16 protein-coding genes are annotated in these 16770 nt (G+C 72.6%); 7 read left to right on the top strand and 9 right to left on the bottom strand.

The features are described 5' to 3' along the window. From PLJ28_RS06195 to PLJ28_RS06210, 4 genes are all read left to right on the top strand, one after another. On the top strand, positions 1-233 hold a 233-nt coding region (locus PLJ28_RS06195), incomplete at its 5' end, for a CBS domain-containing protein (protein WP_324589973.1). 96 nt (positions 234-329) lie between these two features. Continuing rightward, positions 330-725, top strand: a complete 396-nt coding sequence (locus PLJ28_RS06200; RefSeq protein ID WP_183524648.1) for a hypothetical protein — start codon at positions 330-332, stop codon at positions 723-725. A gap of 135 nt (positions 726-860) precedes the next feature. Next, positions 861-1637, top strand: coding sequence for a YwaF family protein (locus PLJ28_RS06205; protein WP_183524645.1), 777 nt, complete (start codon positions 861-863; stop codon positions 1635-1637). A gap of 63 nt (positions 1638-1700) precedes the next feature. Then, positions 1701-3011: a hemolysin family protein gene (locus tag PLJ28_RS06210; protein WP_183524640.1), complete on the top strand. Its 1311-nt coding sequence runs from the start codon at positions 1701-1703 to the stop codon at positions 3009-3011. 97 nt (positions 3012-3108) lie between these two features. Here PLJ28_RS06210 and PLJ28_RS06215 read toward each other — a convergent pair whose 3' ends face one another. From PLJ28_RS06215 to PLJ28_RS06245, 7 genes are all read right to left on the bottom strand, one after another. After that, positions 3109-4161, bottom strand: a complete 1053-nt coding sequence (locus PLJ28_RS06215) for a TerC family protein (RefSeq protein WP_298045349.1) — start codon at positions 4159-4161, stop codon at positions 3109-3111. Between the two features lie 202 nt (positions 4162-4363). Further along, a complete protein-coding gene (locus PLJ28_RS06220) occupies positions 4364-6172 on the bottom strand; it encodes a DEAD/DEAH box helicase (protein WP_183524637.1) in 1809 nt (602 codons plus the stop codon). A 223-nt stretch (positions 6173-6395) separates the two neighbouring features. Then, on the bottom strand, positions 6396-6755 hold the full coding sequence (locus tag PLJ28_RS06225) for a DUF3039 domain-containing protein (RefSeq protein ID WP_298045351.1): 360 nt from the start codon (positions 6753-6755) through the stop codon (positions 6396-6398). A gap of 89 nt (positions 6756-6844) precedes the next feature. Next, on the bottom strand, positions 6845-8419 hold the full coding sequence (locus PLJ28_RS06230) for a transporter (RefSeq protein ID WP_183524634.1): 1575 nt from the start codon (positions 8417-8419) through the stop codon (positions 6845-6847). Then, the gene (locus PLJ28_RS06235) at positions 8404-9255 is read right to left on the bottom strand and encodes an ABC transporter ATP-binding protein (protein WP_183524631.1); all 852 of its coding nucleotides are present in this window, start codon (positions 9253-9255) and stop codon (positions 8404-8406) included. Before PLJ28_RS06235 ends, PLJ28_RS06230 begins: the two co-directional genes overlap by 16 nt. Positions 9256-9354: 99 nt before the next feature. Further along, entirely contained in the window at positions 9355-10323 is a 969-nt protein-coding gene (locus tag PLJ28_RS06240; protein WP_255459404.1) for a tetratricopeptide repeat protein, read from the bottom strand. Positions 10324-10387: 64 nt separating this feature from the next. Continuing rightward, a complete protein-coding gene (locus PLJ28_RS06245; protein WP_183524628.1) occupies positions 10388-12178 on the bottom strand; it encodes a DUF8094 domain-containing protein in 1791 nt (596 codons plus the stop codon). 260 nt (positions 12179-12438) lie between these two features. Between PLJ28_RS06245 and PLJ28_RS06250 the strand changes: the two genes are divergently transcribed. Next, a complete protein-coding gene (locus PLJ28_RS06250) occupies positions 12439-13656 on the top strand; it encodes an AI-2E family transporter (protein ID WP_183528236.1) in 1218 nt (405 codons plus the stop codon). Here the strand turns inward: PLJ28_RS06250 and PLJ28_RS06255 are convergent. Both PLJ28_RS06255 and PLJ28_RS06260 read right to left on the bottom strand, forming a co-directional pair. Beyond that, on the bottom strand, positions 13653-14486 hold the full coding sequence (locus tag PLJ28_RS06255; RefSeq protein WP_183524624.1) for an alpha/beta hydrolase: 834 nt from the start codon (positions 14484-14486) through the stop codon (positions 13653-13655). The two genes, PLJ28_RS06250 and PLJ28_RS06255, sit on opposite strands and share 4 nt — an antisense overlap. Positions 14487-14512: 26 nt before the next feature. Continuing rightward, positions 14513-14890 (bottom strand): Rv1322 family protein, encoded by a 378-nt coding sequence (locus PLJ28_RS06260; protein WP_183524621.1) that lies wholly within the window; start codon positions 14888-14890, stop codon positions 14513-14515. 69 nt (positions 14891-14959) lie between these two features. Here PLJ28_RS06260 and nucS point away from each other — a divergent pair, with 69 nt between their 5' ends. After that, positions 14960-15655 carry an endonuclease NucS gene (nucS, locus tag PLJ28_RS06265; protein WP_029139162.1) on the top strand — a complete coding sequence of 232 codons (696 nt, stop codon included), beginning with the start codon at positions 14960-14962 and terminating at the stop codon, positions 15653-15655. Then, complete coding sequence (locus PLJ28_RS06270) at positions 15633-16736, top strand: amidohydrolase family protein (protein ID WP_298045360.1); 1104 nt, start codon at positions 15633-15635, stop codon at positions 16734-16736. The genes nucS and PLJ28_RS06270 overlap by 23 nt, the downstream gene beginning before the upstream one ends. Positions 16737-16770 lie beyond the last annotated feature (34 nt).

A 16770-nucleotide genomic window follows, 5' to 3' on the forward strand; every position in this document is an offset into this window, starting at 1 on the left:
GCCTGGATGCGGTCGAGCGGAACGCGCCCCTGCCGGAGCGGCTGGTCCGGGACCTGCCGCAGGTGCACGTCGCCGAGCACCTGCAGACCTCGTTGCGCCAGATGCAGCGGGACGGGGCGCACCTGGCTCTGGCCGTGGACCACGATGGACATCCGTATGGAATCGTCACCCTCGAGGACATGCTCGAGGAACTGGTCGGGCAGATCCGCGACGACAGCCGTGTCTCCCGGTAGCAACGGTGAGCGGGCGGCCTGGTCCTCCCGCCCGGTTCCCGGTCCTGCGGGCCGCCCGTCCGAGGGTGGCCCGCAGGACCAGTCCGGTCACAGGCCATGAACGGCCTCGACGGGGCCGGGATCGTCGGGGACCTGCTGTCCTGGGTCGGATTGTGCCTGGGCCTGCCCCTGCTGCTGGCCGGGATGCTGCGGCGTTCCAGGGAACGGTCCCTGGTGGCCACCGAGGTCGTCATCGTTCGAGGCCCGCCTGAACCGCAGGCCCGCTGGTTCGCCAGCGGGGAGTTCTACGACCGCCCCCTGCACGCGACGGAGCACTCCCACTATGCCGGCAGGGACGTCTGCACCGGGTACGTCAGCCCCCGGGAGCCCTGGGTCATGGGTTTCGAGCGTCATCGGCAGGCCACCGGTACATGCCTGGCACTGGGTGCGACCTTCATCATCATCGGGCTCTGCGGCCTCATCCTCTCGATCATCCCCCTGGTGATCGGCTGAGGTCGGTGGCCGGGGCGCCGGGTGGACCACCGGTTCGCGTCATCCGCTCCCTTCGGGTCGGCGAAGCGCGTCGATCGGCCCCCTGGCACCCGGCCCGGCGGCTTTGTACCCTCGGAGGCACGAGGTGAGTCGACGGTGCCCCCTGATGATGTCTTCGTCCCCTATGGCCCCTCCCATTGGGGTGCGCTGGTCGTCTGCGTCCTCGGCGCCGTGTTCGTCATCGGCGTGGGCCGGCGGTTGCGGGGCTCCGGGGCCGAGGTGGTCTTCTCCCGGGTGTTCGCCGGGGTTCTGGCCGTGTACGCGGTGGCGATGCTCGTCTATCGGTGGTGGCCGGGCCAGTTCGACCTCCACATCGCCCTGCCGGTCCACCTCTCGGATCTGGCGTGGATGGTCGCGGTCATCGCGCTGTGGACCCGGACCCACTGGGCGTTCGCCCTTACCTACTACTGGGGACTGACGCTGAACCCGCAGGCCATCCTCACCCCGGCCCTGAACTCGCCGGACTTCCCCCACATCGACTTCATCGACCTCTGGATCCAGCACCTGCTGGTGCTGTGGGCGGCGCTGTACCTGACGTGGGGACGCGGCACCCGGGTGGCCTGGGGCAGCTACCGGATGGCCCTGGTCGTCACGGTGGCGTGGGCGGTGGCGGCCTTCGGGCTCAACGGCTGGCTGGGGACCAACTACGGCTTCCTCAACGCGAAGCCCGACAACCCATCGGTCCTTGATCTCTTCGGGTCCTGGCCCTGGTACCTGGCCGTGGAGTTCCTCATTATCTCCGCGGTGTGGGCGCTCATGACCTGGCCGTGGACGGCCCGGCGGCCGGCCCGGCGGCTGGCCCGGGCCTGGACGGCGTCCCCGGACGCACGAGCCCCACGGACAGACCGTGGACGGCATCGCCGGCCGCGGTAAGGGGCGGACCGTCCGCAGTCCGGAACGGTTCCGTCGCGGACGGGCGTGACATAGCGTGACGGAATGGACGCCGACACCCTGGTGAATCTCGCGCTGGTTGTGATGTTCGTGCTGATCGGAGGAGTCTTCGCCGGCACCGAGATGGCCATCGTGAACGTGCGTCCATCCCAGGTCCGGACCCTGGAGTCCACCGGTCCGCGCGGGGCCAGGACGGCGGCCCTGGTCCGGAACCCCAACCTGTTCCTCTCCGCCGTGCAGATCGGGGTGACGGTCGCCGGGTTCTTCTCCTCCGCCTACGGCGCCTCGACCATCGCCCCGGACCTCGAGCCGTGGCTGGTGTCCCTGGGGATGGGGGAACAGACGGCGGGCACCACGGCCCTGGTGGGACTGACCCTGGTCATCGCCTACCTGTCCCTGGTGTTCGGGGAACTGGTCCCCAAGCGGCTGGCCATGCAAAACGCGATGGCTCTCACCCGGACTCTGGCCCCGCCGCTGGGAGTCTTCGCGCGCCTGATGCGCCCGGTCATCTGGCTGCTCTCGGCCTCCACGAACGTCGTGATCCGCCTGCTCGGCGCAGATCCGACGGTGGACCGGGAATCGGTCTCCGCCGAGGAGATCCGGTCCATGGTCTCGACCGCCGAGTCGCTGGAGGAGGTGGACCGGCGGGTGCTCACCGCCGTCTTCGAGGCCGCGGAACGCACCGTCGTCGAGGTGATGCGCCCCCGCCCCGAGGTGAACTTCCTCGACGGCGCGACCACGGTCGGGCAGGCGCTGCGGGAGTTGGCCACGCTGCCGAACTCCCGCTACCCGGTGACCGGGCGGGACACCGATGACGTGCTGGGCTTCGTCCACGTCCGGGACCTGCTCCGGGTGGAGGACCGCACGCTCACCCTGGGGTCGATCGCTCGGACCATCACGGTGCTGCCCGGGACGGTCGAGGTCCTGCAGGCGCTGCACCGCATGCGGGACAGCGGTGACCAGATCGCCCTGGTGATCGACGAGTACGGCGGCACCGACGGGATCGTCACCCTGGAGGATCTGCTGGAGGAACTTGTCGGCGACATCTACGACGAGTTCGACGACAGCCTGGAGCCGGCGGGCGGCACCCTGAGCGAGGGGCAGGACGTGGAGGTCGACGGTGGGTTGATCCTGCAGGAGCTGGCCCAGCACACCGGCGTGCACCTGCCCGACGACGGTTCCTACGAGACCGTGGGCGGGTTCATGATGGCCGAGCTGGGCCGGGTCCCGGCGATCGGGGACGTGATCGACGTCGGGGGGGCCTCGCTGCGGGTCCTGGCCATGGACGGGCGGCGCGTGGGCCGCGTCCAGATCAGCCGGGGTGCCGGAACCGGACCCCCCGAGACGGGTCCCTGAGCCGCGCACCGGGGCCGCCTGCTGTCGGCCCCGGCCTCCCCCGGTCTCCCTCCGGCCGAGGGAACGGGGACGCCCATGGCACGGGTGACACCGGTCCTCAGCGGTGGCTTCCCGAGGTGTCGGCGGGGCGCGTACCGGAGGCCCGACGCCGTGGCCAGAGCGGTTCGAGGGTGGCGTCCTCCTCGGCGGTGGCGCTGCGGAACGGCGGGTCGGCCGGGGCGGACGGCCCCTGGCGCCCCTGCCCGCGGGTGGCCCGCAGGCTGGCGATGACGGACACGGTCAGGATGAGGGCGACGACGGCCAGGGAGACCGGGGTGGGGATGTAGAACACGTCGATCTTCAGCAGCATCTTGATCCCGACCCAGACCAGAACCAGCGCCAGGCCGACCTTGAGGTAGACGAAGCGGTGGATCAGGTCGGCCAGCAGGAAGTACATCGCCCGCAGTCCCAGGATGGCGAAGGCGTTGGCGGTGAAGACCAGGAACACCTCGTCGGTCACCGCGAAGATGGCCGGGATCGAGTCCACGGCGAACACCACGTCCGTGGTCTCGATCAGCACCAGCACCGCCAGCAGCGGCGTGGCCAGCACCACCCCGTCCCTGCGCACCAGCAGCCGCTGGCCGTGGAAGGTGTCGGTCATCGGCACCAGCCGGCGGAACGCGGTCAGCGCCCTGGACTGGTCCGGGTTCAGTTGTTCGTGGCGCTGCCGGATCATCCGGTACCCGGTGTACAGCAGGAAGGCGGCGAACACGTACAGCACCCAGGTGAAGTGCTGGATCAGCACCGCGCCGGCGGCGATGAAGATGCCGCGGAACACGAGGGCGCCGAGCACCCCGAGGAACAGCACCCGGTGCTGGAACCGGGGCGGGACGGCGAAGTGGGTGAAGATGATGGCCCACACGAACACGTTGTCCACGGACAGGGACTTCTCGATCAGGTACCCGGCGAAGTACTGCTGGCCGTACTCGGCACCCCATCCGGTCCAGACGAGCACGCCGAAGCCGACACCGCACGCCACCCAGACCGCGGACCAGGCTGCGGCCTCCCGCACCCCGATGACGTGGGCACGACGGTGGGCGACCAGGTCGACGACCAGCATCGCGATGATGAAGGCCAGGACCACTGACCAGATCCACAGGGGGACGTCCATGACGGGACACCTTTCGATCGATGAGATCGAAGGTCTCTCCCGGCCGGCTGAGGGCCCGCCCGCCGGGCCCGGTGGGCCGTAGTGACGACGGGTCGGCTGGGGGGATACTCCCCTTCTGGTGCAGAAAATTAGACCATGACCGCACCGGAGGGTTCAAGACCCCCGTTCATCCCCCTCACGGCCGTGGAGAGGACCGGGGCGCTCACTTCCGTCCGACGAACCAGCCCGCCAGCGTCTGCAACCGGGTCTCGAGCTGCTCGGCCGTGGCCTGGGCGACCGCCGGTCCCCCGCTGATCTCCCGCAACCGGTTGTGGATGATCCCGTGCGGGGTGCCGGACCGGGCCGACCAGGCCGAGACGTTCTTCGAGAGCTGGCTGCGCATCTCCTTGAGGCGGCGGTGGTCCACCACGGTGGCCTGACCGTCATGGCCGGCCGCCCCCGTGGCGGCGTGGTCGGCCCGTGGACGGCGCCGGAGCTGTTCGGCCTGGCGCTGGCGCAGCAGCTGCCCCACCTGTTCGGGCTCCAGCAGTCCCGGGATCCCCAGGAAGTCCAGCTCGTCCTCGGACCCGACCGCCCCGCCGGTGCCGAACTCGGAACCGTCGAAGAGCACCCGGTCGAAGGCCGCCTGGGACTCCAGTGCCTTGAACTCGGAGCGTGTCAGGGAGTCCGAGGCCCGGTCCTGGCGGTTCGCCGCCGCGAGCAGGTCCTCCTCCGGGGACTGGGACAGGTCCTCCGACTCCAGGACACCGGGGGCCGCTTCGGGCCGGTCCAGGGCGTGGTCGCGCTCGGCCTCCATCTCGTTGGCCAGCAGCATCAACTGGGGCACCGAGGGCAGGAACACGCTGGCGGTCTCCCCCCGGCGCCGGGAGCGCACGAAGCGGCCGACGGCCTGGGCGAAGAACAGCGGGGTGGAGGTCGAGGTCGCGTACACCCCGACGCAGAGCCGGGGCACGTCCACGCCCTCGGAGACCATGCGCACCGCGACCATCCAGCGTTGAGTGCCGGCCGAGAATTCCTCGATACGGTCGGAGGCGCCCTTGTCATCGGACAGGACGACGGTGATCTCCTCACCGGTGATGGCCTGCAGCTGGGCGGCGTAGGCGCGCGCGTCCTCGTGGTCCGTGGCGATCACCAGGGCGCCGGCGTCGGGGACGTTGCGTCGCACCTCGGTCAGCCGGCGGTCCGCCGCGCGCAGCACCGAGGGGATCCACTCCCCCTCCGGGTTCAGGGCGGTCCGCCACGCCTGGGCGGTGATGTCCTTCGTGGCCGCCTCGCCGAGCTGGGCCTCCATGACGTCACCCGTGGAGGTCTGCCAGCGCATCTGACCGGAGTAGGCCATGAAGATCACCGGCCGCACCACGTGGTCCCGAAGCGCCGGTCCGTAGCCGTAGGTGTAGTCCGCCTTCGACCGGCGGATCCCGTCCTCGAACTGCACGTAGTCCACGAAGGGGATGGCGGCGGTGTCCGAGCGGAACGGCGTGCCGGTCAGGGATAACCGGCGGGTGGCCGGCTCGAACGCCTCCCGGATGGCGTCGCCCCAGCTCAGGGCGTCACCGCCGTGGTGGATCTCGTCCAGGATCACCAGGGTCCGGGCGTTCTCCGTCCGGTTGCGGTGCAGGATCGGTTTCGACGCCACCTGCGCGTACGTCAGCGCGACCCCGATGTACTCGTCGCCGTGGCGCCCGTCCGCGTTCTTGAAGTTCGGGTCGATCGCCAGCCCGATCCGGGCCGCGGAGTCCGCCCACTGCCGCTTGAGGTGCTCCGTGGGGGCCACGACGGTGATCCGGCTGACCGTCCCGGCCTCCATGAGCATCTTCGCAACGCGCAGCGCGAAGGTCGTCTTACCGGCGCCCGGGGTGGCCACGGCCAGGAAGTCCTGGGGCTGCTTCGAGAAGTACAGCTCGAGGGCCTCCTGCTGCCACTGGCGCAGCTTCGGGGCGGTCCCCCAGGCCGCCCGCTCCGGCAGGGCGGGGGGCAGGTCTTCACCGATTTGGAACAGTGCATCGGACACGGAGCTTCGCTGGCCTCCTCAGGCGGGGACGGTGCAGGGGTGCGGTGGACGGACGGCGCGGTGAGCGCGGCGGGGCGGGGCCCTGCGGCGGGCCGGCCGGGGATCCCCGGAACGGGGCGGATGGGCGCGCGCCGGGTCGTCGGACACGACGACGGCACGTCACCGACAGGTGTCGGCCCGGCTGCGCGGCCGGGCCGGCCCGGTATGGACGCCGAGCCGTGGGTCAGTCGCGGCCTCGGCCGCCGAACCAGCCGCGCCGGCCACCGCTGGAACCCTCGCTGCCGGAGTCGCCGTCCTTCGGCCCCTTGAGGCCGTCGTAGATCTCCTTGCACTCCGGGCAGACCGGGAAGCGCTCCGGGTCCCGTCCTGGCGTCCAGACCTTGCCGCACAGGGCGACCACGGGGGCGCCGGTGACGGCGGACTCCATGATCTTCTCCTTGCGGACGTAGTGCGAGAAGCGCTCGTGGTCGCCCGGTTCGGCGTCCTGCAGCTGCTCCTGGCGGTCCAGCACGGCGGCCCCGGCGCTGCCGGGACCCTGCGGTGCTCCGGGGTCGTTCAGATCGGGCTCGGCGGGCAGACTCATGCGCCCCAGTCTACCGGTCCGCGGTCTCCGGCACGCCCGTCCGGTTGCGCCCGGTTCCGTCCCGTCGCCGCCGGCCTCCCGGCCCGGGGTCATGCGAACTTCAGCACGGACTGGTAGGTTTCCGCCTGGGCCCGGTCGAACCAGCGGCTGCCCCAGCGGATGCCGAGCCCCAGGACCAACAGCCCCAGCCCGAGGCCCACGACGAGGGTGAGCCACTGGAAGAGCATGTCACCGGTCAGCAGGGCCAGGACGAACAGGATGAGCTCGGGCAGCACCAGCAGCCCGAGGACCACCATCGCGCCCAGCGAGACCAGCAGCATCCGCATGGCCGAGCCCTCCGGGGTGGCGAAGGGGCTGTCCCCGGGTTTCGGCACCGGATAGATGAAGCGGGCCGAGGACACCGCGGACACCCCCGCGCCGGTGAGCAGTGCCCCCACCGCCAGGCCGACCAGCCCCGGCAACAGGTCCCAGGCCCCCGCCATCCAGGTGGTGGCCAGCGTTAGGACGAGTGTCAGGGGCAGGGCCCACAGCAGCAGCGCCCCGACCCGGCCCACACGGTCGTCCCGGCCGGATACCCCGGCGGTGACGTGCAGCGCGAACGCGGAGCTGTCATAGGCGATGTCCGCGGAGATCGCGTAGCCGAGCATGAACCCGGTGATGGGGCCCATGAACAGCATCAGGGAGTGGTCGCCCGACTGTGCACCCAGGAACCAGAACAGCACCAGCATCAGGGGCACGACCATGAGCGAGGCCGAGTAGCGCGGGTCCTTGAGCCAGTAGATGATCGACCGGGCGGCGATCGCCCCGGCGGGCGTGGCGGGCAGCGAGCCCAGCAGCCCGAGCCCCGCCCTGGAGGTGCGGGTGGCCGGTCCGGACCCGCGCACCTGGGTGTAGCTGCGGTCGACGGCGAGCTGCCAGAGCCAGACGGCGCCGGCCACCCAGGCGAGGCAGAGCAGTCCCTGCCCGAGCGCCTCGCCGTACCGGCCCTCGGCGGCCGCCCAGGGCGCGGCCGTGAACGATCCCAGCGGAGTCCACGCGATGACCGCGGCGATCCCCGGCAACCGGTCTGCGGCGGCCTCCACGGAATCGACGATCCCGGCCAGGATCACCCCGCTGAGCATGAGCGGGACCAGGGCGATGATGGACACGATCTCGCGGATGCGCCGGCGCCCGGTGAACGCCGCCAGCAGCCCGGTGACCGCGTAGGAGACGCAGATGCAGAACAGCGCGCCCAGGATCGCCGTCGGGATCGCGGTGAGCAGGGCCGGCAGCGAGTCGCGCCAGGCCAGGGACGAGAGCAGGTAGGCGATGAGGGTCGCCGCCCCCGGCACCGTGACCAGTCCGGCCAGGGCCAGGCCCGGCACGAGTGCGCGGGACGGGATGCCGAAGGTGGCGAAGTTGGCCGGGTCCAGCGTCATGTCCACCCCGGTGAAGAACACGGGGACCACGATCCAGCCGAGCACGGCGGCTGCGCCGACCAGCGTCAGGACGGTCCCCCGCCACTGCACCTCGAGGTCCGGCAGGAAGGTGGCACCGACGCCCCACATCGCCAGCACGAGGACCGTGTAGGCGATGAAGAAGACGGACATCACCAGCTGGAGCGTGCTGCGCCTCCACCCGTTGACGGTGATCGCCAGCTTCATGCGCATCAGGTGTGCAACCATGACAGCCCCTCTCCGCTCGTGCGGCCGCCCACGAGGTCCACGAACCGGTCCTCCAGGGACCGGCCCGCCCGGACCTCGTCGACCGTGCCGGCGGCGAGCAGGGTGCCCTCGGCGATGACGGCCACGTGGTCGCACATGCGCTGGACGAGGTCCATGACGTGGCTGGAGACCACGACCGTGCCACCGGAGGCGACGAACTGGGCCAGGATGTCCCGGATGTTGGCGGCCGAGACGGGGTCGACCGCCTCGAACGGTTCGTCCAGGACCAGCACCCTGGGAGCGTGGATCATGGCGGAGGCCAGCGCGACCTTCTTGGTCATGCCCGCCGAGTAGTCGACCACGAGCTTGCCGGCGTCCTGGGAGAGGTCCATGACGCGCAGCAGGTCGGCGGTGCGCTCGGCCACGGTCTGGCGGTCGAGCCCGCGCAGCAGGCCGGAGTAGGTCACCAGCTGCTCACCGGTCAGCCGGTCGAACAACCGCACGCCGTCCGCCAGGACGCCCATCCGCCGTTTGGCGGCCAGCGGCTCCTCCCAGACGTCCGTGCCGTGGATCCAGACCCGTCCGTGGTCCGGGCGCAGCAGGCCCGTGGCCATGGACATGGCCGTGGTCTTGCCGGCCCCGTTGGGACCCACCAGCCCGTAGAACGACCCCGCGGGCACGTCCAGGGAGATGCCGTTGACGGCGATCTTCTCCCCGAAGCGCTTGGCCAGTCCGCGGATCGCGATGGCGGTGTGCGGGTCGGGCAGCTCCCGCGCCCCGGCGTCGGGGCGCAAGGTGGGCAGCGGGGCGGGGTGGTCGGTGCCCGGCGGGGCATCGGGGGTGTCAGGAAGGCTCATGGAACCGACCGTAGCAAGGGCCGCGGTCAGCGCCCCGGTGCACCACGGGCCGGAGGGCCATGACCCACGTCATGACGCGGGGGCCACGGCCGCCCGGACTCAGAACAGGGCGCGGGCCAGTGCCTTCCGCGAGGCCTGGGTACGGGGGTCCTGGTCCCCGACCACCGTGTACAGGTCCACGAGGTGCTCGCGGGCGGGGTCGCGCTCCGTGCCCGGATGGGTGGCGATGAAGCGCACCAGCCGGGTGAAGGCGTCCTCGACGTGTCCACCGAGGAGGTCGAGGTCGGCCACGTCGATCTGGGCCTGGACGTCGTCCGGGGCGGTGGCCGCCCGCTCACGCACCGCTGCCGCGTCCATGGCGGCCGTCCGGGCGAACAGTCCCGCGTGGGCCAGGCCGGCCTTGGCGTCCTCGTCACCGGGGTTCTCCGCCAGGGCCCGCCGGTAGGCGTCCAGGGCGGCGTCGTAGTCACCGCGGTCGATGGCGTCGACCGCCTCCTGGTGCAACGGCGGCAGGGGCGGCTGGGCCGGGGCCTCGGCCGGGGTGCCCGCGTGGTCCCGTGGCGGACCCAGCGGGGGGACGGTTCCGCTCACGCCGTTCTGGGCGGCGGCGGCGAGGAGCTCGTCGATGAGCTGGCTGAGCTGTTCGGCGGGCACCGCCTGGTTCAGCACCGGGACCGGCTGCCCGGCCAGCACCGCGACGACGGCGGGCCCGGCGGGCAGTCCGAAGACCTGGAGGGCCTGGGGCTCGGCCTCGGCGTCGACCCGGGCCAGCACGAGCCGTCCGCCGCGACGGTCGACCTCGGGGGCGACCAGGGCGTCGAGCTGGCCGCTGACCGGGTCGGACGGCATCGCGAGGTGGATCAGGACCGGGACCCGGCCCGAGAGCTGGACGAGTTGCTGCAGGTCGGCCTGCCGGGCCCCGTCCAGGACCCAGCTGCCCTCGGGGGCGGCAGCGGCCCCGGGCTGCCCCGGAGCCGCCCCCGGGCCGGCGGCCGGCCGCTGCTTGAGTCCGGACAGGTCCACCGCTCCGCGCAGGTGGGACGGCATCGCTCCAGGCTGCTGTGACATGCTCCCGTGTTCTCCTCGTCTCGTGGTTCGTCCGCCGGACCGGACTCCACGGACCGGCGGGTCGTCAGCTCAGGAACTTCACGGTACGCAGCTCGTCGGCCATGCCCACGAGGGAGATCCTGGCATCCTCCCCGCTCGCTCCGGCAGCCGGCACGTGCAGGGCCAAGACCTCACGGTACGTCATCCGCACGCCCTTGTGGGTCACCCGGCCGCCCCCACGCAGCTCGGCCGCCAGCTCGTCCACGATCACGGCGCCACCGGCCTCCTTGGGCCGGGCGTAGGTCCGGGCGTAGAGGTTGCCCAGGACGATCGCCGACCCGTCCGCCAGCCGCAGCCCGACGACGGAATCGGGCACGGACTCGCGCCGGAACGTGAAGCGGGCGTCGTCGGCGCCCTCGACCAGTGACTCCTGGTACTCGTGCACCGCGTCCACGTAGGGATTGGCCTCGATGCTCTCCGAGAAGTCGTCACCGGCGTCGCTGAGGTACCGCGCCGTTCCGGCCACGGCGTGACCGGGGGCCATCATCAGTCCCTCGGCGTCCGCCGATTCGAGGACCTCGACGCCGGTCTGGTCCAGGCTGCCCGCCGGCAGCTGCGCACCGGGGGTCATCGGCGCCGTGGCCACCAGCCGGTACTGGCCGCGCGCCGACTCCTGCCGGAGCATCAGGATCTGCGGCGTGCTGTTGCCCTTGCCCTCCGTGATGGCCATGGCCGTCCGCGGGAAGGAGGGGTCCGAGACGGCCGCGGCCGAGAGCACCGGCGAGGACCCGATCGGTTCCGGCGCCGGGATGCTGTCGTCGATCTTCCGGTTGCGGTAGTTCAGGGAGCGCATCTCCAGCGCGTGCTCGGCGACGCGCGGCCGGAGCTTCGTCGCGTTCTGGGCGAGGTCCCCGGCCCTGACCGTCTGGGCGACCTTGCCCAGGATCCGCTCCAGCTGGGCATCGGTCAGGACGGAATACGCCTCGTCCCCGGCCTCCTCCGTGGCGGCCGGCGACGAGGCCTCTGCGGTGGCCGCGGGGGCGGCACCGGCCGGGGCCACGCCGGTCAGCCCGATCGCCAGCGCGGTGACACCGGCGCCGATCGCGCGGAGGGCGCGCCGGGTGGCGGGCCCTCCGGAGGGTCCCGGCACGGCCGCCCCGGAGGTGCTGGTCACCGTGCCGGCGGTGGACCCGGTGCCGGACGATGCCGCGCCGGAGGGGGGCGACGCCGCACCGGCCCCCGGCGCGACCGGGGTCCCGGCGCCGTCGCGGGGACCCCGCGCGCGCCGGGCCGCGGCCCAGGCCAGCAGGCCGATCCCGATCAGCACCAGCAGCCCGCCGATGACGTACAGCGGCACGATCCAGGGGTTGTCGCCGACGCGGTTGGTCCAGGTCACCGTCATCTCGGTGGGGGCGGGGTCGGTGCCGTCACGGGCGACGAGCAGCGCCCAGTCCCCGTCGGAGGGCACGCTCCAGCGCTGTTCCAGGCGGTCCTTGCCCTCCTGGACGTCGAGCCAGAGGTCGGAGCCCTTGGGGTCCGGAACGGTGGCCTCACCCTCGGCGTGCTCGACCTCGATGCGCGGGGCCTCCCCGCCGGGGACATCCGTGGTGATGCCCGTGACGGTGTTGTGGGCGGCGTCCCCCACCCAGGCCTGGACGTCGCGCTCGCGGCCGAGCATCACGGTGAAGGAGCCCTCCCCGGAGATCGTGTACTCCACCGGAGCCTCGTCCACCGCGTCGATGCCGGAGGTGATCACCGTCAGCGGCGCCTCGGCGGGCTGCTGGCCGACGGTCGCCGTCATCGTCTCCGGTGGGGCCCAGATCGTCTGCAGTCCGCCGGCGCACAGCAGGGCGGCGATGCCCAGCAGAAGGGCCACTATTCCGGATACAACTCGCACTCGGTCACCTGTCGATGGGGGTCGGTTCGGGCCCAGAGGGCCAGCGACCAGTATAGCCGGAAGGTCACCGAATGATAACGGCAGGTCAGTGACGTAACCTGTCGCTTGTGCAGGACCATGACCCCTCCCGACCGGGCCCCGGCCCTGTCGCCGGCGCCGGCCCGGAGGCCGCCGGCCGCCCCCCGGGGCCGCCCTCGGCTGCGGTCCCGACGGCCGGCGCCCCGGCGCCCGCCGCCCCGGTGGCCGACGACCGCGAGCCCCCGGAACCCCGGCGCCCGCCGGGGTTCCTCCGGCGCGTCCTCGCCACCCGGCGGGTGCCGGGCGCCCGGCCCCGGCCCCGGTTCGACGTCCGCTCCCCGGAGGCGGAACGGGCGCCGGTGGACACGGCCGAGGTCCCCGAGGAGAGCCGGGTGCGGCTCATCGGTGCCGCCCACCCCATCCAGACCGGGTTCCTGCTGACCGTGGGCGTCGGGCTGGCACTGCTGGTCTACGGCATCCTCTCGGCCAACACGCAGTTGCTGGTGTGGATCGGCGCGGCACTGTTCATCTCGCTGGGCCTGGACCCGATCGTGCGCCGGATCGAACGCTGGGGCGCCCCCCGCGGAGTAGGCGTCGCGGCCGCGCTGCTGTTGCTGGCGGCCATCCTCACGGCCTTCTTCTCCCTGCTCATCCCCACCGTGGTGGAGCAGACCACGGCGTTCGTCAACGACCTGCCGGACATGGTCTCGGACTTCCTGGAGTCCCAGTTCTTCCACGACCTGGACTCGCAGTTCGGCATCCGGGAGATCGCGGAGACGGAGATGAACAGGTTCGTGGCGGACTCCGCCAACTACACCGCGATCTTCGGCGGACTGTTCGGCGTGGGCAGCGCGATCGTCAACACCGGTTTCTCCGTGCTGATCGTGCTCGTGCTGACGCTGTACTTCCTGGTGTCCCTGCCGGCCATGAAGTTCTGGGCCTACCGGCTGGCCCCGCGCTCCCGCAGGCATCGCGTGGAGTACCTGGGCGAGGAGATCACCTCCTCGGTGGGCTTCTACGTCATCGGCCAGTCGGTCGTGGCCGTGCTGAACGGCCTCGTGGCCTTCATCGCCGTCTCGATCGCCGGACTGCCCTTCGGTGCGCTGCTGGCGTTCTTCGCCGGGCTGATGGCGTTCATCCCACTGGTGGGCGCCCTCACCGGTGGGATCATCATCACCGCCGTCGCACTGACGGGTGGCTGGCAGCAGGCCCTGATCTTTGCGGCCATCTACTTCACCTACCTGCAGGTCGAGGCCTATTTCGTCTCCCCGCGGGTGATGAGCAAGGCCGTGGCCGTGCCCGGTTCGGTGGCCGTGATCGCGGTGATCGCCGGGGCGGCGCTGCTGGGCGTGCTCGGGGCCCTCATGGCCATCCCGCTGGCCGCCGGGGTGATGCTGGTGGTCCGGGAGGTCCTCCTGCCCCGGCAGGACCGTCTCTAGGCCTGGCGGACACCGGCCAGGACCGGTCCGTCCCACGTCGCCGGCATCCGCACTGCCCTGCCCAGCGCCGTGGACGCCACCTCGTCCAGGGCCCGGTGCGTGTGGGTCCGGCCCACCCACAGGTGCCGCGCCCCGTCGACGCCGACCACCTCGGCCTGCGGCACCCGGGCGAAGCGCCGCACCGCCTCGGCCGGTCGCAACGTGTCGTCCAGGCCGGGGACGAGCACCCGCAGGGGCCGTCCGTCGGCTGCCCAGCGGTCCAGGTCGTCCGGGGTGGAGCGGCGCAGCGGCGGTGAGAGCAGGATCCCGCCCACGGCCCGCTGGGCGTGGGGCACCAGCAACCCGTGCTTGAGCACCAGCTCGGTGCCGAAGGACCAGCCCAGCAGCCAGGGGGCCGGCAGTGACCGCTCGGCCACGAACGCCAGCGCCGCGGCCACGTCGGCCCGCTCGGAGACGCCGTCACCGAACGACCCGTCCGAGCAACCGCGCGCCGAGCACGTGCCGCGCGTGTTGAACCGCAGCACGGCCAACCCGGCCGTCGCCGGAAGCCACTGGGCCGCCTTGAGGTAGAGGTGGAAGTCCATGTGCCCGCCCACCGTGGGAAGCGGGTGGAAAGTCACGAGCGTGGCCCGGGGTGCCCGGTCGACGGGCACGGCGAGTTCGCCGACCAGGTCCAGGCCGTCCTCGGTGCGCAGCACGATGCGTTCGCGCGCGGCGGGCAACACCGTCCGGGAATGGATCGGTTCCGCTCCCCGCGTGTCCCGGTAGTCCTCGGCCACGGGCCCGGGAGGCAAGGGGACCGCGGGGGCGTCGTCGGGGGCCCCGCGCATCGGGCCGTCCTGTGGGTGCGGCATCGTCAGTACCGTCCGTCCTGCCGGCGCGTGCTCCAGCACTTGGGATGCCAGTGGCGCCGCTCCGCGCCGGCGGCCTCGTCACCCAGGATCGAGTCGCTGCGCCAGGCCACCAGGTGGGCGAGCCCCGGCGGGATGGTGCGCCCGCACCCCGGGCAGGTGTAGTCCTTCACGGCGCGCCAGGCGGGGATCCTGCGCACGTGCCAGCCGCCGTCGGGACCGGTCTCGTGCCGGTAGCCGGGGTCCAGTCCCAGCAACCGGTCCAGTTCTCCGGGGCCGCCGGGCCCCACCCCCGACGCCGGCTCCGTCCCCCGGTGGCGACCGGCGCGTCCGGCACCCGCTCCGGTACCGGGGCGGCGGCGGGGTCGGTTGGAACGGGGCACCTCCTCATGGTGTCACAGCACGGGCGCGGTGGAGCCGTCCGGGCGCCGGCTGCCAGTAGACTGCCCGGTGTGCGTTTGGTGATTGCCCGGTGTTCCGTCAACTACGAGGGGCGCCTGCGCGCCCACCTGCCGCAGGCCACCCGCCTGCTCCTGGTCAAGGCGGACGGCTCCGTCCTGGTCCACTCCGACGGCGGGTCCTACAAGCCCCTCAACTGGATGAGTCCGCCGGCGACGCTGCGGGTCGCCCCGCCCTCCGAGGAACTCGCCGAGGAGGGCGTGCGCGAGGTGTGGACCGTGCAGTCGACCAAGGCCGACGACCGCCTGGTCGTGCACGTCTTCGAGGTCCTGCACGACACCTCGCATGAGCTGGGCGTCGACCCCGGGCTCGTCAAGGACGGCGTCGAGGCCGACCTGCAGCGCCTGCTGGCCGAGCAGATCGAGCTGCTCGGCACGGGCCACTCGCTGGTCCGGCGGGAGCACATGACGGCCATCGGCCCGGTCGACATCCTGGCCCGTGACCCCGAGGGCGGCACCGTGGCGGTCGAGCTGAAGCGCCGCGGGGACATCGACGGTGTCGAGCAGCTCACCCGCTACCTCGACCTGATGAACCGGGACCCGCTGCTGGCCCCGGTCCGGGGCGTCTTCGCCGCCCAGCAGATCAAGCCCCAGGCCCGTACACTCGCCGAGGACCGCGGCATCCGCTGCCTCACCCTGGACTACGACGCGATGCGCGGCGTGGACGATGCCGAGTCCCGCCTCTTCTGACCCCGTCCCCGTCCCCCGTCCGCACGCCCCCGGGCGCCTGGTCACCCCGGGCCTCGTGGACCAGCACTGCCACGGCTACGGCGGCACCGACTTCGCGACCGCCGGACCGGAGGCCGTGCGCACGGCGCTGGCCGCGCTCGCCGGGCGCGGGGTGACCCGCGTGGTGGCCTCCGTGCCCACGATGCCGGCGTCCGAGATGCTGGCCGCGGTGCGCCGGCTCGCCCCGCTGGTCCGCTCCGGGGACCTGGCGGGAATCCACCTGGAGGGCCCGTTCCTGTCCCCCGCCCGGTGCGGGGCACACCCCCCGGCAGACCTCCTCGCCCCGGGCACCGGCGCGTCCCGGGCGCTGGTGCACGCCCTGCTGGAGGCCGGTGCGCAGGGTGGCACGGATCCCGGGTCCGGGGGCGGCAACGCCATCACCGCCATGACCTACGCCCCAGAACTGGACGGGGCGGCCGGTCTGGAGGCCGCGCTGCTGGCCGCCGGGGTCAGTCCCTCCCCCGGCCACACGGACGCCACGGCGGACCAGTTCGACGATGCCCTGGACCGGCTCGCCGGGGCGCCCGGGCCGCCCGCGGTCACCCACCTGTTCAACGCCATGGCCGGCTTCCACCATCGTCGTCCGGGGCCCGTCCCCGGTGCCCTGCGGGCGGCGGCAGGGGGCCTGCTGCGGCTCGAGCTGATCGCCGACGGACGGCACGTGGACCCGGCCGTGGTGCGCGACGTCATCGCGCTGGTGCCCGACGCGGTCTGCGTGGTCTCCGACGCCTCCGCCGCCACGGGTGCGGCACCGGGCCGCCACCGGCTCGGACGCGTGGACCTGGACTCCGCACCGGGCAGCGCGCCGAGGCTGGCCGCCTCGGGCACCCTGGCCTCCGGGTCGGTGTCCCTGGACCGGGCCCTGGGCCTGCTGCTGGAGTGGGGCGTGGCCCGGGACGCCGCCGTGCGCTCGGTGACCGCCACCCCGGCCCGGGGCCTGCCGCCCGGGCGCCGGGACTCCGGCTGGGTGGTGTGGGACGCACCCGGGGTGCCGGGCGACATCATACTCCCCGCGGGACATCCCCTCCGCCGGGGTCGTTAACGCATCCAGCGCACCGCCGTCACGGCGATGCGCT

This window comes from Citricoccus sp. (genome assembly GCF_035445025.1).
GTDB lineage: Bacteria > Actinomycetota > Actinomycetes > Actinomycetales > Micrococcaceae > Citricoccus.